At 60.2% G+C, this 26620-nt stretch carries 27 protein-coding genes; 14 read left to right on the forward strand and 13 right to left on the reverse strand.

The window, feature by feature from the left end; translation table 11 throughout:
• Positions 1-14: 14 nt before the first annotated feature.
• Positions 15-884 (reverse strand): hypothetical protein, encoded by an 870-nt coding sequence (locus ACEWPJ_RS12475; protein WP_416513425.1) that lies wholly within the window; start codon positions 882-884, stop codon positions 15-17.
• A 97-nt stretch (positions 885-981) separates the two neighbouring features.
• Positions 982-1968, reverse strand: coding sequence for a 2-hydroxyacid dehydrogenase (locus tag ACEWPJ_RS12480; RefSeq protein ID WP_416513426.1), 987 nt, complete (start codon positions 1966-1968; stop codon positions 982-984).
• Positions 1969-2098: 130 nt separating this feature from the next.
• Between ACEWPJ_RS12480 and ACEWPJ_RS12485 the strand changes: the two genes are divergently transcribed.
• Positions 2099-2593 carry an SH3 domain-containing protein gene (locus ACEWPJ_RS12485; protein ID WP_416513427.1) on the forward strand — a complete coding sequence of 165 codons (495 nt, stop codon included), beginning with the start codon at positions 2099-2101 and terminating at the stop codon, positions 2591-2593.
• Here the strand turns inward: ACEWPJ_RS12485 and ACEWPJ_RS12490 are convergent.
• Genes ACEWPJ_RS12490 through coaBC form a run of 6 tightly spaced genes read right to left on the reverse strand, consistent with a single transcriptional unit; the run spans position 2590 to position 9100 of the window.
• Positions 2590-4617, reverse strand: a complete 2028-nt coding sequence (locus ACEWPJ_RS12490) for a M3 family metallopeptidase (RefSeq protein WP_416513428.1) — start codon at positions 4615-4617, stop codon at positions 2590-2592. The genes ACEWPJ_RS12485 and ACEWPJ_RS12490 overlap by 4 nt on opposite strands.
• A 53-nt stretch (positions 4618-4670) precedes the next feature.
• On the reverse strand, positions 4671-5471 hold the full coding sequence (locus tag ACEWPJ_RS12495) for an amino acid ABC transporter permease (RefSeq protein WP_416513429.1): 801 nt from the start codon (positions 5469-5471) through the stop codon (positions 4671-4673).
• 39 nt (positions 5472-5510) lie between these two features.
• Positions 5511-6305, reverse strand: coding sequence for a transporter substrate-binding domain-containing protein (locus ACEWPJ_RS12500; RefSeq protein ID WP_416513430.1), 795 nt, complete (start codon positions 6303-6305; stop codon positions 5511-5513).
• Positions 6306-6339: 34 nt separating this feature from the next.
• Positions 6340-7398, reverse strand: coding sequence for a HesA/MoeB/ThiF family protein (locus ACEWPJ_RS12505; RefSeq protein WP_416513431.1), 1059 nt, complete (start codon positions 7396-7398; stop codon positions 6340-6342).
• On the reverse strand, positions 7398-7865 hold the full coding sequence (dut, locus tag ACEWPJ_RS12510; protein ID WP_416513432.1) for a dUTP diphosphatase: 468 nt from the start codon (positions 7863-7865) through the stop codon (positions 7398-7400). The genes ACEWPJ_RS12505 and dut overlap by 1 nt, the downstream gene beginning before the upstream one ends.
• Positions 7866-7906: 41 nt before the next feature.
• Positions 7907-9100, reverse strand: coding sequence for a bifunctional phosphopantothenoylcysteine decarboxylase/phosphopantothenate--cysteine ligase CoaBC (coaBC, locus tag ACEWPJ_RS12515; RefSeq protein WP_416513433.1), 1194 nt, complete (start codon positions 9098-9100; stop codon positions 7907-7909).
• 143 nt (positions 9101-9243) lie between these two features.
• Here coaBC and cobU point away from each other — a divergent pair, with 143 nt between their 5' ends.
• Genes cobU through ACEWPJ_RS12535 form a run of 4 tightly spaced genes read left to right on the forward strand, consistent with a single transcriptional unit; the run spans position 9244 to position 11901 of the window.
• Positions 9244-9777, forward strand: coding sequence for a bifunctional adenosylcobinamide kinase/adenosylcobinamide-phosphate guanylyltransferase (cobU, locus tag ACEWPJ_RS12520; RefSeq protein WP_416513434.1), 534 nt, complete (start codon positions 9244-9246; stop codon positions 9775-9777).
• Positions 9774-10340 carry a histidine phosphatase family protein gene (locus tag ACEWPJ_RS12525; protein WP_416513435.1) on the forward strand — a complete coding sequence of 189 codons (567 nt, stop codon included), beginning with the start codon at positions 9774-9776 and terminating at the stop codon, positions 10338-10340. Before cobU ends, ACEWPJ_RS12525 begins: the two co-directional genes overlap by 4 nt.
• Positions 10341-10398: 58 nt before the next feature.
• Positions 10399-11274 (forward strand): glutathione S-transferase, encoded by an 876-nt coding sequence (locus ACEWPJ_RS12530; protein ID WP_416513436.1) that lies wholly within the window; start codon positions 10399-10401, stop codon positions 11272-11274.
• A gap of 30 nt (positions 11275-11304) precedes the next feature.
• Positions 11305-11901: a hypothetical protein gene (locus ACEWPJ_RS12535; RefSeq protein ID WP_416513437.1), complete on the forward strand. Its 597-nt coding sequence runs from the start codon at positions 11305-11307 to the stop codon at positions 11899-11901.
• Here ACEWPJ_RS12535 and ACEWPJ_RS12540 read toward each other — a convergent pair.
• Positions 11837-12046, reverse strand: coding sequence for a DUF6471 domain-containing protein (locus ACEWPJ_RS12540; protein ID WP_416513438.1), 210 nt, complete (start codon positions 12044-12046; stop codon positions 11837-11839). The genes ACEWPJ_RS12535 and ACEWPJ_RS12540 overlap by 65 nt on opposite strands.
• A 102-nt stretch (positions 12047-12148) precedes the next feature.
• On the opposite strand from ACEWPJ_RS12540, the gene ACEWPJ_RS12545 reads away from it, so the two are divergent.
• The 4 genes from ACEWPJ_RS12545 to ACEWPJ_RS12560 all read left to right on the forward strand — a co-directional run bounded on the left by ACEWPJ_RS12545 (position 12149) and on the right by ACEWPJ_RS12560 (position 16073).
• Positions 12149-13111, forward strand: a complete 963-nt coding sequence (locus ACEWPJ_RS12545; protein ID WP_416513439.1) for an IS1595 family transposase — start codon at positions 12149-12151, stop codon at positions 13109-13111.
• A gap of 69 nt (positions 13112-13180) precedes the next feature.
• Entirely contained in the window at positions 13181-13624 is a 444-nt protein-coding gene (locus ACEWPJ_RS12550; protein WP_416513440.1) for a Panacea domain-containing protein, read from the forward strand.
• Positions 13621-14016, forward strand: coding sequence for a hypothetical protein (locus ACEWPJ_RS12555; RefSeq protein WP_416513441.1), 396 nt, complete (start codon positions 13621-13623; stop codon positions 14014-14016). The genes ACEWPJ_RS12550 and ACEWPJ_RS12555 overlap by 4 nt, the downstream gene beginning before the upstream one ends.
• Before the next feature lie 533 nt (positions 14017-14549).
• Positions 14550-16073 carry a YifB family Mg chelatase-like AAA ATPase gene (locus tag ACEWPJ_RS12560; protein ID WP_416513572.1) on the forward strand — a complete coding sequence of 508 codons (1524 nt, stop codon included), beginning with the start codon at positions 14550-14552 and terminating at the stop codon, positions 16071-16073.
• 2 nt (positions 16074-16075) lie between these two features.
• Here the strand turns inward: ACEWPJ_RS12560 and gshB are convergent, their stop codons facing one another.
• The 3 genes from gshB to rsmI are packed head-to-tail and all read right to left on the reverse strand — an operon-like array spanning position 16076 to position 18278.
• Complete coding sequence (gshB, locus tag ACEWPJ_RS12565) at positions 16076-17011, reverse strand: glutathione synthase (protein ID WP_416513573.1); 936 nt, start codon at positions 17009-17011, stop codon at positions 16076-16078.
• 59 nt (positions 17012-17070) lie between these two features.
• Positions 17071-17424 carry a YraN family protein gene (locus ACEWPJ_RS12570; RefSeq protein ID WP_416513442.1) on the reverse strand — a complete coding sequence of 118 codons (354 nt, stop codon included), beginning with the start codon at positions 17422-17424 and terminating at the stop codon, positions 17071-17073.
• Positions 17421-18278 (reverse strand): 16S rRNA (cytidine(1402)-2'-O)-methyltransferase, encoded by an 858-nt coding sequence (gene rsmI, locus ACEWPJ_RS12575; RefSeq protein ID WP_416513443.1) that lies wholly within the window; start codon positions 18276-18278, stop codon positions 17421-17423. The genes ACEWPJ_RS12570 and rsmI overlap by 4 nt, the downstream gene beginning before the upstream one ends.
• Positions 18279-18380: 102 nt before the next feature.
• Between rsmI and ACEWPJ_RS12580 the strand changes: the two genes are divergently transcribed.
• From ACEWPJ_RS12580 to murJ, 3 genes are read left to right on the forward strand one after another with little or no spacing between them, the layout of a single operon-like run.
• A complete protein-coding gene (locus ACEWPJ_RS12580) occupies positions 18381-19559 on the forward strand; it encodes a penicillin-binding protein activator (RefSeq protein WP_416513444.1) in 1179 nt (392 codons plus the stop codon).
• The gene (locus ACEWPJ_RS12585; protein WP_416513445.1) at positions 19519-22335 is read left to right on the forward strand and encodes a [protein-PII] uridylyltransferase; all 2817 of its coding nucleotides are present in this window, start codon (positions 19519-19521) and stop codon (positions 22333-22335) included. The genes ACEWPJ_RS12580 and ACEWPJ_RS12585 overlap by 41 nt, the downstream gene beginning before the upstream one ends.
• A complete protein-coding gene (murJ, locus tag ACEWPJ_RS12590; RefSeq protein ID WP_416513446.1) occupies positions 22332-23867 on the forward strand; it encodes a murein biosynthesis integral membrane protein MurJ in 1536 nt (511 codons plus the stop codon). The genes ACEWPJ_RS12585 and murJ overlap by 4 nt, the downstream gene beginning before the upstream one ends.
• Here murJ and ACEWPJ_RS12595 read toward each other — a convergent pair.
• On the reverse strand, positions 23858-24541 hold the full coding sequence (locus tag ACEWPJ_RS12595; RefSeq protein WP_416513447.1) for a rhomboid family intramembrane serine protease: 684 nt from the start codon (positions 24539-24541) through the stop codon (positions 23858-23860). The genes murJ and ACEWPJ_RS12595 overlap by 10 nt on opposite strands.
• Before the next feature lie 77 nt (positions 24542-24618).
• Here ACEWPJ_RS12595 and trpS point away from each other — a divergent pair, with 77 nt between their 5' ends.
• Together trpS and ACEWPJ_RS12605 are read left to right on the forward strand one after the other, a co-directional pair.
• Positions 24619-25641: a tryptophan--tRNA ligase gene (trpS, locus tag ACEWPJ_RS12600; RefSeq protein WP_416513448.1), complete on the forward strand. Its 1023-nt coding sequence runs from the start codon at positions 24619-24621 to the stop codon at positions 25639-25641.
• A gap of 70 nt (positions 25642-25711) precedes the next feature.
• The gene (locus ACEWPJ_RS12605) at positions 25712-26575 is read left to right on the forward strand and encodes a branched-chain amino acid aminotransferase (protein WP_416513449.1); all 864 of its coding nucleotides are present in this window, start codon (positions 25712-25714) and stop codon (positions 26573-26575) included.
• Positions 26576-26620 lie beyond the last annotated feature (45 nt).

Genomic DNA, 26620 nt, shown 5'->3' on the forward strand with positions numbered 1-26620 from the left:
TCCGCAAACACCCCCTACCCCGCATCCACCGCCAGCATCCGCCGCCAGTAATCCCGTATCTCCGGATAGCGCCAGATCGTTTTGTGGAACTTGTGGGTGACAAGCTGCCCCTCTTCCATGTCGACGAGGTATTCGGGTTTCAGCGACACGCCGTGGAAGGTCAGCACCGCCTGCCGCTTCCGCCGCGCCTTGATCCACGGCATGTGGTTCTTCAGCTTCGCGATGGCGAGGATCGGGGACATGTATTCCTGCGTGAACTTGATTGCGACATCGCGCGGGAAGACCCGCAGCTTGCCCTGTGCGGCGTGGCTGATGATGTATTCATTTCCACCGACATAGAGCTTTTTCAGATCGGGGTCGAGCGTCTCGTCGCCCTCGTGGAACCTATGATACGTCTCGCGAAATTCCTTCGGGATGAACCGCCAATCCTCGGGATAAAACGCCATTATTGCGGTGTTTGACAGGTAATACCGCTTTGGTGCGATCAGCTTCATCAGCCCCGGCACGCGCCAGTATTGGATCGCGTGGCGCGACAGCGAATACAGCCCCCGCTTTTGTTTGAGGCACCAGGCCAGCCGTTCGATATCGCCCATCACTGCTGAATCGAGGTCGATATACGCGGTTTCGACCCCGTCTTTCAGCACACCTTCGACAAAGATCCCAAGCTTCAAAAGCGACCCGCCCCGCGCCTTCAACGCGTCTTCCGGCACGCCCAGATCGGGGAAGGGCAGCGCCACGATGCGCTCGTCCAAGCCCTTGTCATCATCGGTCAAACAAACGAAGCGGACCTCGGCCGTGGTGTTCGCCAATGTCGCTTCAACCAAGGCGTTTACATAGGCCGCCGAATACTTCGTGCCCCATTTTACAAAGACGACTTGCAGCATGATCCAATCCTTCTCGACACGCCCATCGGGGCTGTCGGCATTCGCTCAGCCGCGCTCTAGCACTGTTTGACGATGGGGAACAGGGGGCGACCCGGCGTCATAGCATCCCAGGCAGCACCTGATCCGGTGGGCGGTGGCCGTCGGCGAAAGTCTTAATGTTGATGATAACCTTTTCGCCCATCTCAATCCGCCCTTCCAGCGTCGCGGAGCCCATATGCGGCAGCAAAACCACGTTCTTCAGCTCGCGCAGGCGCGGGTTGATTTCGGCGCCGCGTTCGAACACGTCAAGACCCGCACCGGCAAGCTCTCCCGACCGCAGCATCCGGGTCAGCGCGTTTTCGTCGATCACCTCACCCCGCGACGTGTTGACGATCACGGCAGACGGTTTCATCAGCTTCAGCCGCCGAGCATTCATCAGGTGGAAGGTCGATGGCGTATGCGGGCAGTTGATCGACAGGATATCCATCCGCGCGACCATCTGATCGAGGCTTTCCCAATAGGTCGCCTCAAGCGACTCCTCAACGCTTTGGCGCAGGCGTTTGCGGTTGTGGTAATGCACCTGCATCCCAAACGCCCGCGCCCTGAGCGCGACCGCTTGGCCGATCTGCCCCATCCCGAGGATTCCGAGCCGCCGTCCGCCGACACGCCCGCCGAGCAGCGCCGTCGGCGCCCACCCGGCCCAATCGCCGGACTGCATCACGGACAGCCCTTCGGGAATGCGCCGGGTCACACCGAGGATCAGCGCCATCGTCATATCGGCGGTGTCGTCCGTGACGACACCCGGCGTGTTTGACACCAGAACACCGCGCTGCCGTGCGGTCTGGACATCAACGTGGTCGATCCCGGCGCCATAGTTCGCGATCAGCTTCAACTTGTCGCCCGCCGCCGCCAGCATCCCGGAATCGATCTGGTCCGTCAGCGTCGGCACCAGCACATCGGCGGATTTCATCGCGTCGATCAGTTGTTCGCGGGACAGCGGCGTATCGTCATCGCGCAATTCGACGTCGAAAAGCTCCTTCATCCGGGTTTCGACCACTTCGGGCAACCGTCGCGTGACAACAACACTCAGACGATCTGATGGCATTCAGGCTCTCCCTTTTCTTTTCAACCCGGATCGGTCATGTCAAAGTGGCCGATAGTAACGCGGGGCACAAGAACCCGGATGCCGCATGATGGCAAAAAAGTTGAGCAGATACAGGATCGGGCACGTCAGCATGGGTCGTCTATTCTTGATCGCATCCCTCATCTGGATGGGTGTCGCGGGGGCTGCCCTTGCGCAAGAACGCGGATCTGAAACCAACCTGCCGATTCCACGTTTCGTTTCCATGAAGGCGAAAGAGGGCAACGTGCGCCGTGGCCCGTCGCTGACTCATCGGATTGACTGGGTCTTTCGCCACCAGAATATGCCGCTTCAGATTACCGCAGAATACGGGCATTGGCGGCGGGTCGCAGACCGGGACGGGGCCGGAGGCTGGGTGCATTATTCGCTGCTGTCCGGCGTGAGGACCGTGATCGTAGAGGAAGACTTCCTCGCTCTGCGCAGCTCTCCCGATGACAGCGCGCTGGAAAACGCTCGGCTTGAACTTGGCGTGATCGCCCGACTTGGGGAATGCCAACCGGAGTGGTGCCGGATCAGCGCCGACGGGTATCGCGGCTGGGTTCGTAAATCAGCGATCTGGGGTGTCGGAGAAGACGAAATCCGCGACTAGGCGACCTTGTCGAGCCCCCTACCCTTCAACAACGCATCCACCCCCGGCATCCGCCCCCGGAACGCTTTGTAAAGCACGTCCGGTTCGTCTGAGCCGCCAGCGGACAAGATATGCTCTTCCAGCTTACGGGCCAGCGATCGGTCAAACGCGCTGCCAGCCTCTTCGAACGCCGCGAAGGCGTCGGCATCCATCACCTCGGACCACATATAGCTGTAATAGGCGCTGGAATAACCGTCCCCGGCAAAGACATGCGCGAATTGCGGGGTGCGGTGGCGCATCTCGATGGCTTGGGGCATGCCGATCTCTGCCAAAACTTCCGCCTGCCGCGCCATCGGATCAGGGGGCGCTGCGCCGGCGTGGAAATCGAGGTCCACAAGGGCCGAGGCGACATATTCGACGGTCTGGAACCCCATGTCATAAGTCTGTGCCGCCAGCAGCCGGTCCAGCAGCGCTTTCGGCATCGGTTCACCGGTTTCGGCATGGGTCGCGTATTCGGCAAGGACTTCAGGAACCTCCAACCAGTGTTCGTAAAGCTGGCTTGGCAGTTCAACGAAGTCGCGCGCGACGGAGGTGCCGGAGATCGCCTCATACGTCACGTCCGATAGCATCTGGTGCAGCGCGTGGCCGAATTCGTGAAACAGTGTCCGCGCGTCGTCATAAGACAACAGCGCCGGCGATCCCGCCGCCGGTTTGGCGAAATTGCACACGTTGATGACGATGGGTTGCGTGTCACCGTCCAGCTTTTTCTGCTGCCGCATCGCCGAGCACCACGCGCCTGAGCGTTTGGAACTGCGGGCGAAGTAATCCCCGATGAAAAGCGCCACGTGTTCGCCATTGCGCGTGACCTCCCACACCCGCGCGTCGGGGTGGTAGAGCGGCAGATCGAGCGCTTTGAAGCTAAGACCGAACAGGCGGTGTGCGCAGTCGAACGCCGCCTCGACCATCCGATCAAGCTGAAGGTAGGGTTTCAGTTCCGCCTCATCCAAATCATGCTCTTCCTTGCGGCGCTGTTCTGAATAATAGCGCCAATCCCAAGGCTCCAGCGGGCCGTTCTGGCCGTCGGCCTTCATTCGTTCTTCGAGCTTTTCTGCATCTGCCTCGGCCTGTGCACGCGCTGGTTTCCAGACGGCCATCAACAGATCACGGACCGCCTCGGGTGTCTTCGCCATCTCGGTTTCCAGCTTGTAATCGGCAAAACTGTCATAGCCGAGCAGCCCAGCCCGTTCTTCGCGCAGTTTCAGCGTTTCGGAGGCAATCCCCCGGTTGTCGGTTTCGCCGCCATTCGCTCCGCGCGCGGCCCATGCGCGATATGCTTTCTCGCGCAGCTCCCGCCGCTTGGAGAATTGCAAGAACGGCACGATCAGGGATCGGGACAACGTGATGACGTGGCCCTCGATCCCCTTTTCGTCGGCTGCGGATTTTGCGGCAGCGATCAGGAAATCCGGCAGACCATCCAAGTCGCCCTCGCCCAATTCCATATGCCATTCGCGTTCATCCGCCAGCAGGTTCTGGGTGAATTCCGTACCAAGCACGGCAAGTCGGTTCTTGACCTCTTTCAGCCGATCCCGGTCGTCGCCCGTCAACTGCGCCCCAGACCGCACGAAGTTCCGACGATAAAGCATCAACAACCGCGCCTGTTCATCCGTCAGATCAAGCGCATCGCGCCCGTCCCAAAGTGTTTCTATCCGCTGAAACAGCGACGGATTCATAGTGAGCTCTGATCCATACGCCGCAAGTTTTGGCGCAAAATCCCGCTGCAACGCCTCGCGCGTCGGATTGCTGTCCGATCCGGCGAGCGTGTAGAACACCGACAGCACCCGGCCCAGCGCTTCATCGGCCAGTTCCAGCGCTTCGATCGTGTTGGTGAAGGTCGGGGCGTCGGGGTTGTCGGCAATCGCCGCAATGTTCGCCCGCGCCTCTTTCATCGCGGCCTCGAACGCAGGGGCGAAATCGTCGTCGCTGATCGTATCGAACGGGGCGATTTCAAACGGTGTGGTCCAGCGGTCGAGCAGCGGATTGGTCATGGCGATCTCCTTTCCCTGCAAGCTATGTGCGGGGAAGGGGATGGTCCAGTGCGTCAGGGATATTTCTTCCTCATCCGCTCTTCCAGCTTGCGCAGGCCCAGCGACAGAGTGACGGTCAGCGTCAGGTAAAGCAGCGCGACCATGTTGTAGGTTTCGAAATACCGGAAATTCCCGGCAGCAGTGACCTTGCCAAGCTGCGTGATGTCGAGCACGCCGAGCACCGACACGAGTGAGCTGTCCTTTATCATCGCGATGAAGTCATTGCCCAGCGGCGGCATGATCGTGCGGATGGCCTGGGGAAAGACGATGTGGCGAAACCGCTGCCAGCCGTTCAGGCCAAGCGCCTCTGCCGCTTCGATCTGCCCGGTTTCGACGGATAGCAGGCCGGCACGAAACACCTCTGCGATGAAAGCGGAATAACCGATTGTCAGGGCAATGATCGCGCGCCACAGGAAGGTGAAATCACGGGTCCGGACCGGGTCAAGGCCCAACCCGTCCGCGATCCAGTTCCAGCCATGCACCATCGCCGGCGCCACGACGAAGGACACATAAAGCAGGATCACGAGGATCGGCAGGCCGCGGATGACCTCGATGTAAAACCGCGCGAACTGGCGAAACACGATGAACCGCGACAGGCTGGCCACGGCAAGCAGCAGGCCGATCAGCGACGCCATCGCAAAACCGACCAGCGTGACGAAAATCGTGATCTTCACGCCTTTCGCCAGCTTTTCCAGCACCTGCGTGTAAAGCGGATTGGCTGCCACCGCGATGCCCGCAAGAACACCCAGCGCGACAATCGCGACCAGCCAATACGGAAAGTCCGGCTTCTGCTTGGAGGATCGGTTCGGAATCATCGCAGGCCGCGCCCCGACCGGGCCGGGGCGCGTTTCACATCAGCCGCCAAGTTTATATTCAAGGAACCACTTGGTGTTCAGCGCATCAAGCGTTCCGTCGGCGCGCATATCCTCGATCGCGGCGTTGATCGGTTCGACCAGGTCTGAGCCTTGCGGGAAGATGAACCCGAAATCCTCGGTGCCCAGCTTTTCGCCGACGATCTTCAGCCCTCCGTCAGAGGACGCGACATAACCGTTGCCCGCCGTTCCGTCCGTCAGCACGAGGTCGACATCGCCGGTTTTCAACGCCTGAACACCAGCGCCGAAGGTTTCGAACAGCTTGATCCTTGGGTTCGCTTCGTCCCCATCCAGCACTTCGTAGACACCAACATAAAACGGCGTCGTGCCCGGTTGCGCCGCCATCAGCAGATCTTCATCCGCTGCAAAACCCGCAGCATCGGCAAAGCGGTCTTCGTCACCGCGCACCAGCATCACCATCTCGGACCGCATATAGGGGGCCGAGAAATCGACGACCTCGGCCCGGTCATCGCGGATCGTGATGCCGGTCATGCCAAGGTCAAACTGACCCTCAGCCACCGCCGGGATCATCGCGTCCCAACTGATGTTTTCGTAAGTCACGTTGATGTTCAGCCGCTCCGCGATTTCGGCCATCGCGTCATATTCCCAACCGATTGCGTCGTTCGTATCGGGGTCGATGAATTGCAGCGGGGGATAGGCGTTTTCGGTAACAACGGTCACTTCGCGGCCATCAAGGTCGGGCATATGGCCGTCGGCCTGCGCCAGCGTGGCGGTAAGGGCGGTCGCAAGGCCCGCAAACAGCAGTTTGAGTTTCATGGCAGTCTCCCTGTCAAATAAGACGACCCTGTCACTATGGCGCGTCAGGGGCGCGTTGCAAGCGGCGCGTTGCACAGACCGGGCAATCGGCGCGGGGTTTCACGGTGATCCGGCGCGTATCGGCGTAAAGCGCGTCATAGATCAGCATGGCACCCTTCAACGGCTCTCCGGCCCCTGCGATCAGTTTTATTGCCTCAACCGCCATCAGCGACCCCATAACGCCGGGAAGCGGGCCGAGCACTCCGGCCTCTGCACAGGATGGCGCGAGGCCCGCGGCGGGGGCTTCCGGGAACACGCATTGATAGCAGGGCGCGCCGCTGGCCGGGTCGAACACGCTGATCTGCCCCTCATACTGCGCCATCGCGGCGGAAATCAGCGGCGTGTCCGTTTCCACCGCCGCCCGGTTCACTAGGTAGCGCGTGTCGAAATTATCGCTGCCATCAAGGATCAGATCGTAGTCGGCAAACAACTCCGCCGCGATGTCTTCTGTCAGCCGCCGATTGTAGGGCCGCATCGCGACAAAGGGGTTGAGGTCAGCGATCCGACCGGACGCGGAAAACGCCTTGGAACTGCCAACGTCCAAATCGTCATGAATAATTTGCCGTTGCAGGTTTGATGCGTCGACAACGTCGTCATCAATAATGCCAAGCGTTCCGACCCCCGCCGCCGCCAGGTACATAAGCGCGGGAGAGCCGAGGCCACCGGCCCCCACAACCAGCACCTTCGCCGCTTTCAGCTTTTTCTGCCCCGGCCCGCCGATTTCGCGCAGCACGATGTGGCGGGCGTAGCGTTCAAGCTCAACCTCGGAAAACGTCCCGGTTGCCGCAGGCTTGGTGTCTGGTTTCTTCGCCTTCAACCGCGCCAAGACACGGGTGTAGCCATAGACAAGCACGCCCGCCCCGCCCAGCACCAGCCACCCGCCGAACGTGCCGCCCAGCGTCAGGATCAGCGGATTGTCGGCAGGCAACACCAGATGGGCAAGCAGCACTGCAACATAAAGTGCGCCAATCATCGCAAACCGCGCCCTGTAAGGTGCCCGCATCAACGATCCGATCCCCCAAAGCGCCGCCGCCATGACCAGAAACAGAAACATCAGCCGCGCCCGGTGGACCCGAAACCACCCGCACCGCGTTCGGTCGCGGATAGCAGCTCAGCCTCTTCAAACTCAGCTATTACTACCGGGGCCACGACCATCTGCGCGATCCGGTCGCCGTGGGCGATGTGAAACGGTTCTGCCCCGCCATTCTGGAGGATGACGCCGAGCGGGCCGCGATAGTCGCTGTCGATGGTGCCGGGACTGTTGGGCAACGTGATCCCATGCTTCAGCGCGAGGCCGGAGCGTGGGCGGATCTGCACCTCAAACCCCGGTGGGATTTCAACAATCAACCCGGTCGGGACCAGCGCCCGCGCGCCAGGCAGCAATGCCAACCCGTCGCGTCGGTCGCTTTCTGCCAAATTTGCCCGCAGATCGGCCCCCGCCGCGCCGCTGGTTGCGTATCGTGGGAGGCCGAGCGCCCTATCCGCCCCGTCGATCCAGCGGCATCTGATATTTGGTCGCATCTGTGTCTGGTCCAAATCTGCGCCGAAAAGGCGGTGTTTCGTCAGCCGAGAGTCTCTGCAATCCGCGCGGCGAGCCGACCCGCGACCTGATCCTTGGTCATGCGCGGCCAATCCTCGGCCCCGTCTGCGGTGATGATCGTGACGTCGTTGTCAGACCCGCCCATAATCCCGGTTTCCGGGCGCACATCGTTTGCCACGATCCAATCGCACCTCTTGCGTTTCCGCTTGGCGGTTGCGTTCGCGATGACATCATCCGTTTCAGCCGCAAACCCCACGACGAGCGTTGGACGCCCTTTCTTGAGGCCCGCGACAGTGGCAAGGATGTCCGGGTTCTCTGCAAATTCCAGCACGGGCAGGCCCTTGCCGTCTTTCTTGATCTTCGACCCACTTTCCTTCGCCATCCGCCAGTCCGCAACCGCAGCCGCGCAAACGACCGCATCGGCGGGCAGCGCCGTATTGACCGCTGTCAGCATCTCTTCCGCCGTTTGAATGCGCACGACGCGTACCCCAAGCGGCGGGTCACGATCTGCGGGGCCGGTGATAAAGGTCACCTCCGCCCCAAGCGCGGCGAGCGCCCCGGCGATTGCTGTGCCTTGTGCGCCGGATGATCGGTTGGCGATATAGCGCACCGGGTCAATTGGTTCGTGCGTCGGGCCAGACGTCACGACCACATGCTTGCCCTTCAACGGCCCGTTGGCCAGCGCATCCTCAACCGCCGCGACGATGTCGGGCACCTCGGCCATCCGGCCCGGCCCATATTCGCCGCAGGCCATGTCGCCCTCCGTCGGGCCGACGGTCAGGATGCCGTCATCCTCAAGCACTTGCCGATTGCGGCGGGTCGCGGGGTGTTGCCACATCCGGACATTCATCGACGGCGCGATCAGAACGCGCTTGTCCGTCGCCATCAAAACGGTGGAGGCAAGGTCATTCGCCAGCCCCGCGGCCATCTTTGCCATAAGATCAGCGGTGGCCGGAGCAACCACGATTAGATCGGCAGAGCGACTAAGTTCGATATGCCCCATCTCGGCCTCGTCGGTGAGGTCGAATAGGTCGCGGTAAACCTTCTGCGCGGCAAGGGCAGATGCGGACAGCGGGGTCACGAATTCCTCCGCCGCACGGGTTAGGACGGGGGTCACAGACGCGCCCCTTTCGCGAAGCCTGCGGATCAGGTCAAGCGACTTGAAGGCGGCGATCCCGCCACCGACGATTAGAAGAATGCGTTTGCCTGCCAGCATTTTCGGGCCTTTCGCTCACTCCTTCACAGGTTTAGGGGGCGTCGCGCCGACTGACAAGCGGCGGATTGATGCGAATACCCCTACCCGGAGGCGATCCCGCTTGGTAGGGCTGGACCAACAGCGCAATATCGAAGGTGCCAACCATGCTGCCTGCCCTCACGCTTATCGTCGGTGCTGCCGCCTCGGGTAAATCAAGCTTTGCGGAGCGTTTGGTGAAACACGCCGGACGCCCCAGCGTCTATATTGCGACGGCGCAAACGCTGGATGACGAAATGCGCGACAAAGTCCGCAAACACCGCGAACAACGCGGCCCCGACTGGCGCACGGTTGAAGAACCGCTTGACGTGACAAGCGCCCTGATGGGCGTCAAGGCGGGCGAAGTCGTACTGTTTGACTGCGCAACACTTTGGCTGACGAACCACATGTTAGCCGATCACGATCTGGTCGCGGAAGAGGCGCATCTTCTCGCCACCCTCACCACCTGCGCCGCCCCCGTCGTTGTCGTCGCGAATGAGGTCGGCGCCGGGATCGTGCCGGAAAATGCGCTCGCCCGACGGTTCCGAGAGGCGCAGGGAAGGTTCAACCAGAAAATCGCCAGCGCGTCCGATCTGGTCGTCACAACCATCGCCGGACTGCCTTTGGTCCTGAAAGGCACCCTGCCGGACGGTTTCAAATGACAACCTGGTGGTGGGTGCGGCACGGCCCGACGCACCGCAAGGACATGATCGGCTGGACAGATGCGCCCGCTGACCTGTCGGACACCGGGGCACTGTCCCGCCTGCGATCTTTCTTGCCCGACGCACCTGTCGTCTCATCCGACCTTATCCGCGCCGTCGAAACCGCGAATGCAATCCAGTGCGACCGCCCGCGCCTGCCTCATAGTCCAGCGCTTCGGGAACTACACTTCGGCGCGTGGGAGGAGCGGCGATTTCAGGAGTTTGAAGGGGCTGAAATCCAACAGCTCCGCGCGTTTTGGGATCAGCCGGGGGCGCAAAAGGCCCCCGATGGCGAAAGCTGGGATGACATCGTGGCCCGCGTCAGCGGCTTCGTCGATACATATGTCGGATCGTCGCATGTCATCGCGGTGGCGCATATGGGCGCGATCCTGACCCAAGTTCAGCGGGCGCTTGGCATCAGCGCTTACGACGCTTTCGCGCATAAGATCGACCCGCTTGGTGTCACGGTTCTGTCCCGCCGCGACGATGATTGGGACGTTCGGCACATCAATCACTTTCCGTGATCGAAACCCCCACCAGAAATTGTTATCGCCACGGCGAAACCTCCGGTAGCGTCGCGCCATGACATATCAATTGATCCTCGGCGACCGCAGCTATTCCAGTTGGTCCCTGCGCGGCTGGCTGCTGTTTGAAAACTTCGGCATCCCGGTAAATAGCCGCTTCGTCCACTTTGAAACCCGAGACGTGCGGGAACAAATGGCCGACTTTGCCCCAGCCCGAACGGTTCCGACGCTGATCACACCAGAGGGTGCGAGCGTTTCGGACTCGTTGCCAATTGCGGAGGAGCTTGCATCTCGCCACCCCGACGCAGGGATATGGCCAACCGACCCATTGGCGCGCGCGACGGCACGAACACTCGCGGCAGAAATGCACGCGGGCTTCGCAGCACTTAGGGAAGACTGCCCGATGAACCTGCGCGTCGCTTATTCCGGCTATGCGCCGTCCGAGGCGGTAACCGCCGACGTCCGCAGATTGGAAGAGATTTGGGGCCACGCACGCACCACCTGCACCCCGTCCGGGCCGTGGCTTTGCGGCGATTATTGCGCGGCGGATGTCTTCTATGCCCCCGTCGCCGCACGGATCGCGGGGTATGGGCTGGATGTAAACGAGCAGGCCAAAGCCTACGTCGCTGCACATCTTTCCGACCCCGCCTTCCGCCGCTGGCGGGCGATGGGGCTGATTCAGGGTGAAAGCCTGCCATGGTATGCGCGTGAATACGCGACGCGAGACTGGCCCGGCCCGCCGCCACTCGCGGCAAAAGCAGTTGATGGCGGCATGGCAGAGAACGAAACCTGCCCCTATTCCGGCAAGCCAGTCACTCATTTGATGGAGATCGAAGCGCGTATTTTTGGCTTCTGCAATGCCTTCTGCCGCGACAAGACCGTAGCCGACCCGGCAGCGTGGCCCGCATTTATGGCCATTTACGGCCTTATGTAGGAAACGCACCAAGCCCGCGAGGGCTGAGCGATGAATAGGACTCCACAACCTGATTTCGCTCCGTTATCGTGGGTTGTCGCTGGTTTTTCGGGCCTGATTATCTACGCTGTTGCCGTATTTATTTACGGCACCGGGCAACAGCGTTCAGTTCGTTCGCGCTATGACGCCAAGTTCATGCAGGAGGCTGGCGGCGTTGACCCGTTGGCCAGAGTTTTCGAGGGGAAGCGAATCTACTTGAATGATTTTGTTTTGCCTTCGAATCCCCAAGTTATCGGAAAGACCTTTGTGGACTGTGAAATTGTTGGCCCATCCAATATGTATTTTGAGGCCGATAACTCGATTGATGATGTAAAGCCAGGATTAGTAGATGCTGTTTCGCTCTCCGGCGAACGTCAATTTTTTAACGGCATTCTGTTCCGAAACTGCAAATTCCGGGGGTGCACGTTTCACCGTGTAACTCTCTTCTTTCAGCCGGTGGAGTCTCTGAGAATACAGCACCTTGCTTGGCTCAACTGGATTTCACCATTACCAACGGCGGACCTGCTATCGGACTTGGAAAAGCCTAGCTTAATCGAAGATCAGTCTGACCAATCGCCTCCAGAGATTGAAGAAGAAAAGCAGCGCTGAATTTGCCGCGTGACAGCTTGTTGCGAATATTTACCTCTTTTTCATCAATTAGTTCAGCCAGTTGGGAGTAGGTTACTCCTTTTCGTTTTAACTCGGCCTTCAAGAGGTTCGCGGCCTTCGCTTCCCATTCGTTTTGTGTCGGCATGTATCACCCGTAGCGTTAAAAGTATCTTTTTCATTACTTATGCCCTTGTAGGTGATACGTCAACGCACTATATCTGTTACATAGGTAATGGATACGATACAAATGGCACAGCACTTTCTTCTCTCAGCAGCATCCCGCACCCTAAGCCTTCGTTCGATCTACAAGGCAGGTGAAGATGCGGCGTATCAGACATTCTGCGAAATGCGCTGGCCTGAAACCAATGGCGAAGCGGTTTGCCCTCGTTGTGGCAACCACGAAACCTACACCATCACCACACGCCGCAAGTTCAAGTGTAAGGGCTGTGCGCACCAGTTTTCGGTTACGTCCGGCACGATCTTCGCCAGCCGCAAGATGGACTTTGTAGACCTGCTGGCCGCGATCTGCATCATCGTGAACGCTTCCAAGGGCGTTTCCATGGTGCAGCTTTCCCGTGATCTGGACTGCCAATACAAAACGGCCTTCGTGCTGGCCCACAAGCTGCGCGAAGCAATGGCAGAAGAAATCCACACGGGCGAGGTTCTGGAAGGGCACATTGAAATCGATGGCGCGTATTTCGGAGGTCATGTTCGCCCCGCCAACGTGAAAGAAAACCGCGTTGATCGCCGCAAGAAAGAACACCAAACAGGCAAGCGCCGCGTTGTTGTTGCGCTGCGTGAACGCGAAGGCCGCACACTACCTTTCGTCGCCATGAATGAGTCCGAAGGCGTTGCATTGGCGAACGAGAATGTAGACCGCCTAGCAACCATGTCAGCCGACGAAGCAAGCCATTGGGATATGCTGCACAACGCATGGAACGTAGACCGCGTGAACCATAGTGAGTGCTACAGCGACCACGGCAAGCACACCAACATGGCGGAAAGCTACTTCTCACGCTTGCGCCGCATGGTCGTCGGTCAGCACCACCACGTTAGCCCGCAATATCTGCACCAGTATGCGAACCACGCTGCATGGTTGGAAGACAACCGCCGGAGCGACAACGGCGAACTTGCACACCGCTTGGTTTCAAACGCGATGGACGCGCCTGTTAGCCGGAACTGGAAAGGGTATTGGCAGCGGGCAGCGTAACGGTCGAGCATTGAAACCGGAAACCCAATGGTCTATGTTTGTTCTACTAAGGAGACATAGAACAGCACCATGAAAAGTAGCAAGACTGTAGCGAACGAGTTTGTAAGGCTCGCCCGCGATGCGGGGGAGTCCCTGACCCCTATGCAGGTTTTGAAGCTGGTCTATATCGCGCACGGGTGGATGCTCGCGTTATACAACCGTCCATTGATACGCGATGAAGTCCAAGCGTGGCAGTATGGCCCGGTCATTCCGATTCTCTATAACCAAGTGCGAAATTTCCGGAGCGGCCCAGTTACCGGCATTTCACCCGCCCACGGGGAAGCACTGGACTCGAATGAAGCCGATTTGGTCCGTCAAGTTTACGACCAGTATGGTCACCTCAGCGGCCCCGCTCTGTCTAGAATGACTCACGCAAAAGATACTCCGTGGGAATTGACATACGAGCCTAATAGCTTCGGATTGACTATCCCGAACGACCTGATTGAAGATCACTATTCGAGACTTGCTGGGTGACTGAAAAGCAGCAAGAAAACAAAAAGATACCAGAACATTCGGCTGAAAAGGAAGCCGCTCAAAAGGACACGCCGTTCGACCGTAAGGCAACACAAGAGGCTAAACAGCTTTCGAGCGGCAGATCAGCGAAAGAGCTAGAAGAAGATGCTCGCAAAGCTGAGGCGCTCAGGACTGAGAAGTTTCGAAACCATTTTGAGATTCTGGCCGTTATTTCACTATATATTGTTTGGGCTGCAATCGTCGCAGTCGGGTTAACTTGGCTATATCACCTGATAGCGCCTGCGTGTTGGCCACGATTGCCTGAAGAACAAGTAGGTAATATCCAAGCGATTGTGACAGGTGGTGTGATAGCCGGAATCGCAAGCGGCCACATGAAGAAGCGTCTGCATTAGCTAAGTCATTCGCCACATCGGACTACGCCACTCATTCCCGCGCGTTGCCACACCCGCCCGCTTCAATTCGGACAAGCACCCCGCAACGCTTGGATAGATCGCGTCAGCGTCCAGTTCAGGCGCTTTACGCGCTATTCTCGCGCACAATTCCCGCGATGTAGCTGGACCCTCTCTCAGGGCGCTAACAACGGCTCTGCGACGGTTTGCCCGCCCCTTGAACCGACGCGGCATTTTCTCTGGAACACGATAGGCGTTCGGGTCATGCCCTCGTAGTGCAAGCAGGGCATCAACGTGATTGAGGCCTTCTGCACCGTCGCGCACAATCTCAGCGCGGACGTAATACAGGGCGCGGGCGATACTGGCCTCACTCAGTCGTTCCATTGAGACAGACTCTTTCATACCTCAAAAATGATTCACATAGCCGTTTCAATCAACTATGATCTTGGTGCGTTTCCTACATAAGGCCGGCCATTTACGATTCCTAAACCATGACTGCGTATCCGTTAACCAGTATTACGGTTGGCGGGGCAGCGATGGTCGCACGGGCTTACACGGTCGCCTTTGAAGGGATCGAGGCGAAAGAGGTTGAGGTGCAATGTTCAGTTGCACCCGGCCTTCCGGCGTTCACAATCGTTGGCCTGCCCGACAAAGCGGTCAGCGAAGCGAAGGAGCGTGTGCGCGCCGCGCTGACCGCCCTGTCCATCGCGCTGCCGTCAAAGCGGATCACGGTCAACCTGTCGCCCGCCGACATGCCGAAGGAAGGATCGCATTTCGACCTTCCCATCGCGCTGTCGCTGCTGGCCGCAATTGACATGATCCCGACCGAGGATGTGGCCGAAACCGTCGCGCTGGGGGAACTGTCGCTTGACGGGTCGCTGGTGCAGGTGCTGGGCGCGCTGCCCGCGGCGATGGCGGCGGCGGAGTCCGGGCGAGCGCTGCTGTGCCCCGACGCCTGCGGCGCCGAGGCAGCGTGGGTCGGGGCGACAAAAGTCCTCGCCGCCAAGACCTTGGCGGAGGTTCTTCAACACTTCACCGGGCAAAAACCGCTGACCATCGCCGCGCCGGGCGAAGTTCACGCGCATTCCAAGACCCGCGACTTCCGCGATGTGAAAGGGCAGGAACGGGCCAAGCGCGCGCTGGAAATTGCGGCGGCGGGGCGGCACCACGTTCTTATGATCGGTCCTCCGGGGTCGGGCAAATCCATGCTCGCCGCGCGCATGCCCGGCATCCTGCCGCCGCTGACCCCGGCGGAGGCGCTTGAAACGTCGATGATCCATTCGCTTTCGGGCCTGCTTGACGAAGGGGGTATTTCGCGCGATCGGCCGTTCCGCGAACCGCATCACACCGCGTCGATGGCGGCCATTGTCGGCGGCGGGCGCGGCGCGAAACCGGGGGAAATCTCACTCGCCCATAATGGGGTGCTGTTTATGGACGAATTCCCCGAATACCCTCGCGCCGTTCTGGAAACCCTGCGTCAACCGATTGAAACCGGCGAGGTTGTCGTCGCCCGCGCCAACGCCCATGTGCGCTACCCCTGCCGGTTTTTGCTGGTCGCTGCCGCGAACCCCTGCAAATGCGGATATCTCAGCGACCCGTCCCGCGCCTGCGCGCGGGTGCCGAATTGCGGGGATGACTACCTCGGGCGCATTTCTGGCCCGTTGATGGACCGCTTTGACCTGAGGATCGAAGTGCCGCCTGTCGCCTATTCCGACCTTAACCTGCCGTCGAACGGCGAAACCTCAGCCTCCATAGCTGACCGCATCGCGACCGCCCGACAGGTTCAGACAGCCCGCTTTGCGGACAGGCCTGATATGCGCGTCAATGCGGACGCGGAAGGGCAAATTCTTGAAGATATCGCAATGCCCGACAGCGACGGTCGCGCCCTGCTTGCGAAGATTGCAGAACGCTTCGGCCTGTCCGCCCGTGCCTATCACCGCGTTCTGCGGGTCGCGCGCACGATTGCGGACCTTGATGCCGCGGAGACTGTGCAGAAACCCCATATCGCCGAGGCGGTCAGCTATCGCTTGCTGACTCCGGTCGCTGTTGCAGCAGAGTAGCCTTAGCCGATCCGCCCTTCGATGGCGCTCCAGATCTTGTCGGCGACGTTGATGCCGTCGAACCGCTCAAGCTCTTGAATACCGGTGGGGGAGGTCACGTTGATCTCGGTCAGATAGTCGCCGATCACGTCGATACCGACGAATATCTGGCCCTTCTCGCGCAAAAGCGGGCCGATTGCGGCGCAAATCTCTTCATCCCGCGGGCTTAGGCCGATTTTCTCGGGCCGCCCGCCGACGTGCATGTTCGACCGGGTTTCACCCTTCGCAGGCACGCGGTTGATCGCGCCAACAGCCTCACCATCAATCAGTATGATCCGCTTATCGCCGTTCGACACGTCGGGCAGGAATTTTTGGGCGATCAGCGGTTCGCGCGAAAAGCCGGTGAACAACTCGTGGAGCGATCCGAGGTTCCGGTCGTTCCGATCCAGCCGAAACACCCCCGCGCCGCCATTCCCGTAAAGCGGTTTCAGGATGATGTCACCATGCTCTTCCTTGAACGCCTTGATTGTGTCGAGGTCGCGCGCAATCGTTGTCGGCGGCGTCAGATCGGGGAAATCCAGAACCAGCAGCTTTTCCGGGTAGTTCCGCACCCAGAATGGATCATTGACCACCAGCGTATCGGGGTGAATCCGATCCAAAAGATGCGTCGTCGTGATATAGTTCATGTCGAACGGCGGGTCTTGGCGTAGCCAGACAACATCCCAGTCGGCGAGGTTGATTTCCTGCTCCGCACCCAGCGAAAAGTGGTTGCCCTTCTCACGCCGCACCTCAAGCGGCCAGCCGCGCGCGGTGATCCGGCCCGCCTGATAAGCGATCTTGTCGGGCGTGTAGTAGAACAGTTCATGCCCCCGCGCCTGCGCCTCTTCCGCGATCCGAAACGTGCTGTCCGCGTCGATGTCGATGGGGCCGATCGGGTCCATCTGGAACGCTACTTTCAAGGTCATGGCGTCGTGTCCTTTGTCACATCGCCTCTAAATGGCCGATGCCATCGCCGGGTTCAATGGCCGAAGGCATTTTCGATGATATGCACCGCTCCGGCGTCGTTGACGAGCGCTGCGTCAAACCGCATGTCCGTCAGTTGGCCAGCGGGTTCGCTCGCGATGAATTCCGATGCCGCCGCGTAGAGCCGCGCCATCTGTCGCTCGCCAAGGCGCAGAGCCGCACGGTCGAAACTGCGGCTTTTCTTAACCTCAACGAACACCAGCACGCCATCCAGCGCCACGATCAGATCAACCTCACCGCCCTTGCCGCGCCAGCGTTTTGCGCGCAGTTCCGCGCCGCGGTCGCGATAGTGGCCCAGCACGATTTCTTCCGCCGCGAGGCCCGCGTGATAGGAGGTTTCACCGCTCATCCCGGTTTTGCCATCGCCAGCGCCGCCTGATAAACCTTGCGCCGTGGCAGCGATAGCGCCTCGGCCACTGTCGCGGCGGCGTCTTTCACCGACATGGTTTGCATCGCGACCTCAAGCGCTGTTTCCATCGACATTTCATCTGCGGCGGCCTCGCCCGCACGGTCGATCAAAACCACAATTTCGCCTTTGATCGAGCGGTCTGCGAACGCATCGACCAACTCCGGCAGCGTTCCGCGCGCGACCTCCTCAAACTTCTTCGTCAGTTCCCGACAAACCGCAGCCGAGCGTGGGCCAAAGACTTTCGAGGCCGTTTCAAGGAAACCGACCAGCCGCTTGGGAGATTCGTAGAAACACAGCGTCGCGGGAATCTCTCTCACCTCCTCCAGAAACCGTTGCCGGGCGCCGGCGGCGTTTGGGGGAAATCCGGCGAAAAAGAACCGATCGGTCGGCAGGCCTGCGATTGTCAGCGCCGCGATCATGGCGGACGGTCCGGGCGCTGACGTGACCGACAACCCCGCATCAATCGCCGCCCGCGCCAAGGCGTATCCGGGGTCCGCAACCAGCGGCGTTCCGGCCTCTGATGCATAAGCCAGCGATTTGCCCGATTCCATCAGCGCGATCAGGCGCGGTCGCACCTCTTTTCCGTTGTGGTCGTGATAGGCAATGACCTGACGGTCGCCCAGCGGAACGCCATGCAGCTCCATCAATTTTCGTGCGGTCCGGGTGTCTTCGGCGGCGATCACATCGGCGGAGGCCAGCACATCAAGCGCCCGCAACGTAATGTCGCGCGCCGTGCCAATCGGTGTCGCCACGAAATAGAGACCGGCGGACAATGGCCTTTCAATGAAATTCACCGCGCAGCGCCCCTTTCTGCATCGTTTACACTTTGCGCCCGAGCGCTTAACCTGCCCGTCGTCTGCTTGCAGTTGATGCGTCCGAGGGAATGAGGTCTGTCCATGTTTGCTGTTTTAAGTTCCGCCCGCAAGTCGTTGGGCAAAATCGCCATCGTTATGTCGCTGATCTGGCTTGCCGCCTGTGACACGGTTCCAATAGGCGCCAATACCGGCCCGAGGATCAATACGAATAATCCGGTTCCTGTCGCGCTTCTCGTGCCACGCGGATCGGCGAACCAAGGCGACGCAGTTCTGGCGCAAAGTCTTGAAAACGCAGCCCGTCTGGCGATTGCCGATCTTGGCGGCGTTGATATTGATCTGCGCGTCTACGGCACTGGTGGGCAGGCTGGCTTGGCCGCGCAGGTCGCTCAACAGGCCGTTGATGACGGTGCGAAGATCATTCTGGGCCCGGTCTTTGCCGAAGCCGCGAATGCAGCGGGCGTCGCTGTGGCAAACCGCAACGTCAACGTGCTGTCATTCTCAAACAATACGGAAATTGCCGGCGGAAACGTCTTTGTTTTGGGCAATACATTCCAGAACTCCGCTGGTCGTCTTGCGTCCTATGCGGTGCGTCAGGGCAAGGGGCGTATTGTCGTCGTGCATGGTCAGGACATCTCTGAAACCATCGGGCGCGACGCGGTCGTCAATGCCGTGCGCTCCTCTGGCGGAACGGTCGCTGGCGTGCGCGGATTCGAGATGTCGCAGAACGGCGTCATCAACGCGATCCCCGGTATCGCGAGCGAGGTTCGTTCTTCTGGTGCGAACGCGGTGTTCTTCACCTCAGGCACCGATGGTGCGCTGCCGCTGCTAACGCAACTGCTGCCTGAAAACGGGATTGACACTGGCACCGCCCAATTCATCGGTCTGCGTCGGTGGGATATTCCGGCCAGCGCAATCTCTCTGCCCGGTGTTCAGAACGGCTGGTTCGCCGTGCCTGATCCGGCTCTGAACGCACGCTTCCGCGAACGCTACAGCGCAGCCTACGGCGGCGCGCCGCATCCGATCGCTGGCCTTGCCTATGACGGCATCGCGGCCATCGGTGCGCTGGTCAAAGCGGGCAATTCTGAAGCGCTGACCGCATCCGCCCTGACCCAAGGGTCGGGCTTTGTTGGCGTCAACGGCGTGTTCCGGCTGCGCGGCGATGGCACCAACCAACGCGGTCTGGCTGTCGCCACGATCCGAGACAATCAGGTAATCGTCATTGACCCTGCCCCAAGAAGCTTTGGTGGCGCCGGATTCTGATCCGGCGACACATCTGCGCCCCTTACTGATCCCCGAGGGTCTGATTTGCCCGGTCGAGGTTATCTTTGACCACGATATCGTCATGGTCGACCTGATCGACGGGTTGAGCAAAGCAGAGGATAGCCGGGAAAAGCGGGCGCTAACCGTGACGATATTGGGAGAGGCCCGCAAATCCGGCATGGCTGCGATATGCGACGCCTTTGCCAAAGACCCTTTTAACGCGCGGGGCGTGACGCGGGCGATCACCTATCTGACCGACAGCGTGATCGGGATCATTCACTGGGTCGCGACAATGCACCTGCATCCCCTGCCCACCCCGACCGAGGGCGAGCGACTGGCGCTGCTGGCCGTCGGCGGCTACGGACGCGCCGAAATGGCGCCGCAATCCGATGTCGATCTGCTGTTCCTGACCCCCTACAAGATGACCGCCTGGGCCGAGAGCGTGATCGAAAGCATGCTCTACATGCTATGGGATTTGCGCCTGAAGGTCGGCCACGCAAGCCGGACGATCAATGATTGCGTGACTTTGGGCCGCGCGGATTACACGATCCGAACCGCGCTGCTGGAAAACCGCTTTCTCGCCGGGAACGAGGCGCTGGCGGCCGATCTGAACCACGCGCTGTGGAAAGATCTGTTTCGCAACACCGCGTCCGAGTTCATCGAGGCGAAGCTTGAAGAACGCGACAAGCGCCACGAAAAACAGGGCGGCCAGCGCTATGTGGTTGAGCCAAACGTAAAGGAAGGCAAGGGCGGCCTGCGCGATCTACAATCGTTGTTTTGGATCGCGAAATACCTGCATCGCGTGCGCAAAAGTTCGGACCTTGTCGACCTCGAAGTTTTCACCCAAGACGAATACGACAGCTTTGCCGAGGCAGAGGGATTCCTTTGGGCCGTCCGCTGTCATCTGCATCTGATAACCGGCCGCGTGGTGGACCAACTGACCTTCGACATGCAGGTCGAGGTTGCCGCGCGAATGGGCTATCAGGACAGCGCTGGCCGGCGGGCGGTCGAACATTTCATGCAGGACTATTTCAGACACGCGACCAGCGTTGGCGATCTGACCCGGATTTTCCTGACCTCGCTCGAAGCGCTCCACGTCAAGAAAGCGCCGGATATTATGCGATTCCTCAGGCGGCGCAAGCGGCTGAAGTCCGGCTATAAACTGGTTGAAAACCGCATTGCCATCGCGGATGACGACGACTTTCTGAAGGAAAAGCTGAACCTCCTGCGCCTGTTTGAGGAGGCGCTGCGCACCGGATACCTGATCCACCCCGACGCGATGCGACTGGTCGCCGCCAATCTCGACCTGATCGACGACGAGATGCGGCAAAACAAGGAAGCCGTCCGCATTTTCACCGACCTGCTGTTGAAACACGGCAACCCCGAACGGGCGCTGCGGCGGATGAACGAACTTGGGGTGCTGTCGGCGTTCATTCCGGAGTTCGAGCCCATCGTCGCGATGATGCAGTTCAATATGTATCACCACTACACCGTCGACGAACATACGATCCAGTGTATCTCTCACCTCGCGCAGATTGAGCGGGATGAACTGGTTGAGGAGCTTCCAATCGCGTCTGGCATCCTCAAACGCGGCGTCAATCGCAAGGTGCTTTATATCGCACTGCTGCTGCATGACATCGGCAAGGGGCGGCCAGAGGATCATTCCGTCCTCGGGGCGCAGATTGCCCGCAAAGTTGCGCCCCGATTGGGGCTTAAGAAGGAAGAGGCCGAAACCGTCGAATGGCTGGTCCGCTATCACCTGCTGATGTCCGACATGGCGCAAAAGCGTGATATTGGCGATCCGCGCACCGTGCGCGACTTTGCAAAAGCAGTGAAAACACAGAAGCGGCTGGACCTGCTGACGGTGCTCACCGTCTGCGATATCCGTGGGGTCGGGCCGGATACATGGAATAACTGGAAAGCCATGCTGCTGCGCGGGCTATACGCGGCCACGTCAACGGCGTTGGAAACGGGCCTAGAGGCGGTCAACGCAGGCGCACGCCAAACGCAGGCCAAGAAAGCGCTGCGCGAAGCGCTGCCCGACTGGGACAAGAAGGCATTACGCCACGAAACGACGCGGCACTACGGACCTTACTGGCAGGGGTTGCGGCTTGCCGAGCATCTGGTGTTTGCGGAGCTTCTTGATGGAATCGGTGATGACGAAATTCGCATCGACCTGAAACCCGACCGCGACCACGACGCAACCCGCGCGTGCTTTGCGCTGTCGGATCATCCCGGCATCTTTTCCCGTCTCTCTGGCGCGTTGGCGCTTGTTGGCGCGAATGTCGTCGATGCCCGCACCTACACGTCAAAGGATGGCTACGCGACCGCCGTATTCTGGGTGCAAGACGCCGAAGGCCACCCCTACCACGCCGACCGCCTGCCGCGTCTACGCCAGATGATCGAAAAGACGCTGAAAGGCCAGATCATCGCCCGCGAGGCGCTGAAATCGCGCGACAAGCTGAAGAAACGCGAACGGGCCTTTCGCGTGCCGACCTCGATCACCTTCGACAACGAAGGATCTGAGATTTACACGATTATCGAAGTCGACACCCGCGACCGTCCCGGCCTGCTTTATGACCTGACCCGCGCCCTTGCCGCATCGAATGTCTATATTGCGTCGGCGGTCATTGCGACCTATGGCGAACAGGTGGTCGATGCCTTTTACGTCAAGGATATGTTCGGGTTGAAGTTTCATTCGGAAGCCAAGCAAAAAGCGCTGGAAAAACGCCTGCGTGAAGCGATCCGCGAAGGCGCGGAGCGCGCGCAGGAATGAGGCTGATCAGCGGGTTCTTCACGGTCGGGTTCTGGACGCTCGCCAGCCGCATCCTTGGCTTCGTGCGCGATGTGCTGATTGCCGGCTATCTTGGCACGGGTGTAGCGCACCAAGCCTTTGTCGCGGCCTTCACCCTGCCAAACCTGTTTCGCCGCTTTTTCGCCGAGGGCGCATTCAACATGGCCTTCGTGCCCATGTTCTCAAAACGGCTTGAGGCCGGGACCGATCCCGAAGGGTTTGCCAGCGATGCGATGTCAGCGCTGGCCGGTATTCTGATTGTCCTGACGGTCATCGCGCAAATCACGATGCCTTGGCTGATCTACGCACAGGTCGCGGGCTTTGCGGGGACCGAAAAGTTTGACCTTGCCGTCGCGTTTGGCCGGGCGGCCTTTCCCTACATCATCTTCATTTCGCTGGCGGCGCTGCTGTCGGGTGTGCTGAACTCTGCCGGGCGGTTCGCGGCGGCGGCGGCGGCGCCAGTCTTGCTGAATGTGTTGTTCATCACCGGAATCGTGCTGGCCGGAGCGCTTGGCTGGGATATCGGCTGGACGCTGATCTGGACCGTCCCATTTGCCGGGATCGGGCAATTGGCGCTGGTCTGGTGGGCCGCGAAACGGGCCGGATTTTCGATCATGCCGCACTGGCCCCGGTGGACGCCGGAACTAAAACGCCTTGCCGTGATCGCCGCCCCCGCGGCGTTGGCGGGTGGTGTCGTACAGATCAACCTGCTGGTCGGACGGCAGGTCGCCAGCCAATTCGACAGCGCGATTTCGTGGCTTTACAACGCGGACCGACTTTACCAACTGCCGCTGGGGGTTGTGGGCATCGCGATTGGCATCGTGCTGCTGCCGGAACTGTCGCGCCGCCTGCAAGCGGACGATACCGAGGCCGGCCAGCACGCTTTCAGCCGCGCAGGGGAAATGGCACTGGCGCTGACGGTGCCGTCTGCCGTTGCGCTATTCGTGGTGCCGCTGCCTGTCGTCGGCGTTCTTTTCGAGCGGGGCGCCTTCACCGCGCAGGACACCGACGCAACGGCGATTGCCGTCGCGGTTTACGGCCTCGGCCTACCCGCCTTTGTGCTGCAAAAAGTGTTCCAGCCGCTTTACTTCGCTAGGGAAAACACGCGGACACCGTTTCACTACGCCTTGGTTGCGATGATCGTAAACGCAGTGATTGCCATCGGGTTGGCGCCGCTGATCGGCTATATTTCAGCCGCGATTGCCACGACGATTGCAGGTTGGGTGATGTTCGCGCTGCTGCGCGCCGGATCGCGAAAAATGGGCGAAGCCGCGCAGTTCGACGCGCGGTTCAAGCGGCGCGTGTGGCGGATCGTCGCCGCCTCGGCCCTGATGGGGGCGATGCTGGTGCTGACGATGCTGTTGATCGGCCCAATGTTCGGCATCGACGGGTGGCGCTATCTGGCGCTTCTGATCCTGATCGGCATTGGCATGATCAGCTACGCACTGATCGGCCACTGGATCGGCGCATTCCGGCTGTCGGATTTCCGCAACGCGATGCGCCGTCAGCGCTGACGCAGCTTGACCAACACGCGATCCCAACCGCCGGGGCTGACCAGAAACGACAGACCGAAACCGGTGGCAAAACCAACGAGTTCCGCGATCCAGTCAAGGCTTGCCCCGAACAGCACGCCGAAGATCAGCCGGATGAACAGCAGGAACCCGATCAGCGAAAACGCGCGGTATTTGTTCGCGCCTTTCGCGGCAAGGTCGATCCAAAGCAGATAAGTAAACGCGCCTATTAGTCCAAACACCGCGGGATAACCCCCGGTAAGCACGGATGTATCGCCCATCAGACCGTAGACCAGCGCTCCGGCGATCGACGCGCCGAAGAACACCAACAGAACCGCCGAAGCCTTGAAAACCTCGCCCACCATCTTGCCGAGTGCCAGCAGGAACACGACGACGAACAGCATGTGGGTGAAGGTGTAGTGGATGAAGCTATAGGTCACATAGCGGATCAGGAATTGCGGCTCATAAAGGGATTTTGAGATCATCTCCTCAAGCAGTGCGCCCGGCACGGCGTAGTTCTGCAAGGCCCACAGCCGCCAGCCGACCGCCTCTTGCCCGCCGAAAATCCCGCGCGCGCCGAGGTTCAGAATGACCTCGACCCCGAAAATCACCACCGCCAATGCCACCACCACCGGCGGTAAGGTGTTGAACGGGGAGGCGTTGTGATCGCTGCTCATGGTCGCTTCCTTTGTTGACGGCCCTTGCCGCCATGGGTAAGCGAGCAGGACCAATAAATCCAGACGGAGTATTCATCATGGCAGAGGTGGTCCACACACCCCGTGTCTTTTCCGGCATCCAGCCGACGAACCACCTGCAACTTGGTAACTACCTTGGGGCAGTGAAGCGGTTTGTCGAGATGCAGAACAGCGGCATCGAAACGGTCTACTGCATCGTTGATCTGCACGCGATCACCGTCTGGCAAGACCCGGCCGACTTGCGCGTCGCGACCCGTGAACTGGCGGCAAGTTATATCGCGAGCGGGCTCGACCCCGAAAAGTCCATCCTGTTCAATCAAAGCCAGGTGCCCGCCCACACGCAACTTGCGTGGATTTTTAACTGCGTCGCCCGCATGGGTTGGCTGAACCGGATGACCCAGTTCAAGGACAAGGCTGGCAAGAACCGCGAAAACGCCTCAACCGGGTTGTTCGTCTATCCGAACCTGATGGCAGCGGATATTCTGGTCTACCACGCAACACACGTGCCGGTGGGTGAAGATCAGAAACAACATCTTGAGCTAACCCGCGACATTGCCGCGAAGTTCAACAACGATTTCGGCGTCGATTTCTTTCCGATCACCGAACCGGTGATCGAAGGCGTCGCGACCCGTGTGATGAGCCTGCGCGACGGGACAAAGAAAATGTCGAAATCCGACCCGTCGGACATGAGCCGCATCAACATGACGGACGACGCAGACACCATCGCCAAGAAGATCCGCAAGGCGAAAACCGACCCCGATGCGCTGCCGAGCGAGGCCGAGGGGCTGGAAGGCCGGCCAGAGGCGCGCAACCTCGTCAACATCTATGCGGCCCTTGCGGAAACGACGATGGAAAGCGTGCTGTCAGACGTCGGCGGTAAGCAGTTCGCCGAATTCAAACCGATGCTCGCGGAACTGGCGGTCGAAAAGCTCGCCCCGATTTCGCTTGAAATGGCGCGGCTGATGGAAGCCCCGGACGAGATTGATCGCATTCTGGGCCGCGGGGCGGAGCGCGCGAATGCGATTGCCCAGCCGATCCTCGAACAGACCTACGACATCGTGGGGATGATCCGGTCGCGTTGATCCAGCTATTGGGTCTGGACGCCTGACCTTTTTGCGGTCTACTCTCCGCCCGTTCAGAGCGGAGGGAACGATGGCGTTCGGGAAAAACATTCGCACTTGGTTTGACGGCGCATGGCATGACGGGGCGGTGTCGATTATCGGGTCCGCCGATCACGCGGCGTGGCTGGGATCGACGATTTTCGACGGCGCCCGCTACTTCGAAGGCATGGCGCCGGACCTGCTCGCCCACTGCACCCGTGCCAACCGATCCGCGGAGGCTTTGATGCTTGCGCCGACCATCACACCGGAGGAGATGGTAGAGATCGCATGGGACGGCCTGTCCGCCTACGGACCCGAAACCGCCGTTTACATCCGCCCGATGTATTGGGCCGTGCATGGTGAGGCGTCCGCCATCGTGCCAAAGGCAAGCAGCACCCGGTTCGCGCTGTGCCTCGAAGATGCGCCCATGGCCACGGCCGAGGCAACGACCAGGCTGACCACCACCCGCTACCGCCGGCCGGTTCTGGAATCCGCCGTCTGCAACGCGAAGGCCGGCTGCCTCTACCCCAACAACGCCCGCATGATCGCGGAGGCGAACGCCAAGGGCTACCCCAACGCCCTCGCCGCCGACGCAATGGGCAATGTCGCGGAAAGCGCGACGGCGAACGTGTTCATGGTGAAGGACGGAGAGGTCTTCACCCCCATCGCCAACGGCACGTTTCTTGCCGGGATCACCCGCGCGCGTCATATCAGCAACCTCACCGCCGATGGCGTCGCCGTCCACGAAACCGTGCTGAGCTTTGATGACATCCTCGACGCGGATGAGGTCTTTCTATCCGGCAATATGTCGAAAGTGACTCCGGTCGTTGAATTTGACGGCACGCATTACCAGCACGGGCCAATGACCAAGCGGGTGCGCGACCTTTATTGGGATTGGGCGCGAAGCACCGCATGAGTATTCGACGCTTGCGTGGGCCGCACCGCTCCGCCATCATCATGA

Source organism: Aliiroseovarius sp. YM-037 (genome assembly GCF_048060095.1).
Classification (GTDB): Bacteria; Pseudomonadota; Alphaproteobacteria; order Rhodobacterales; family Rhodobacteraceae; genus JBLUOA01.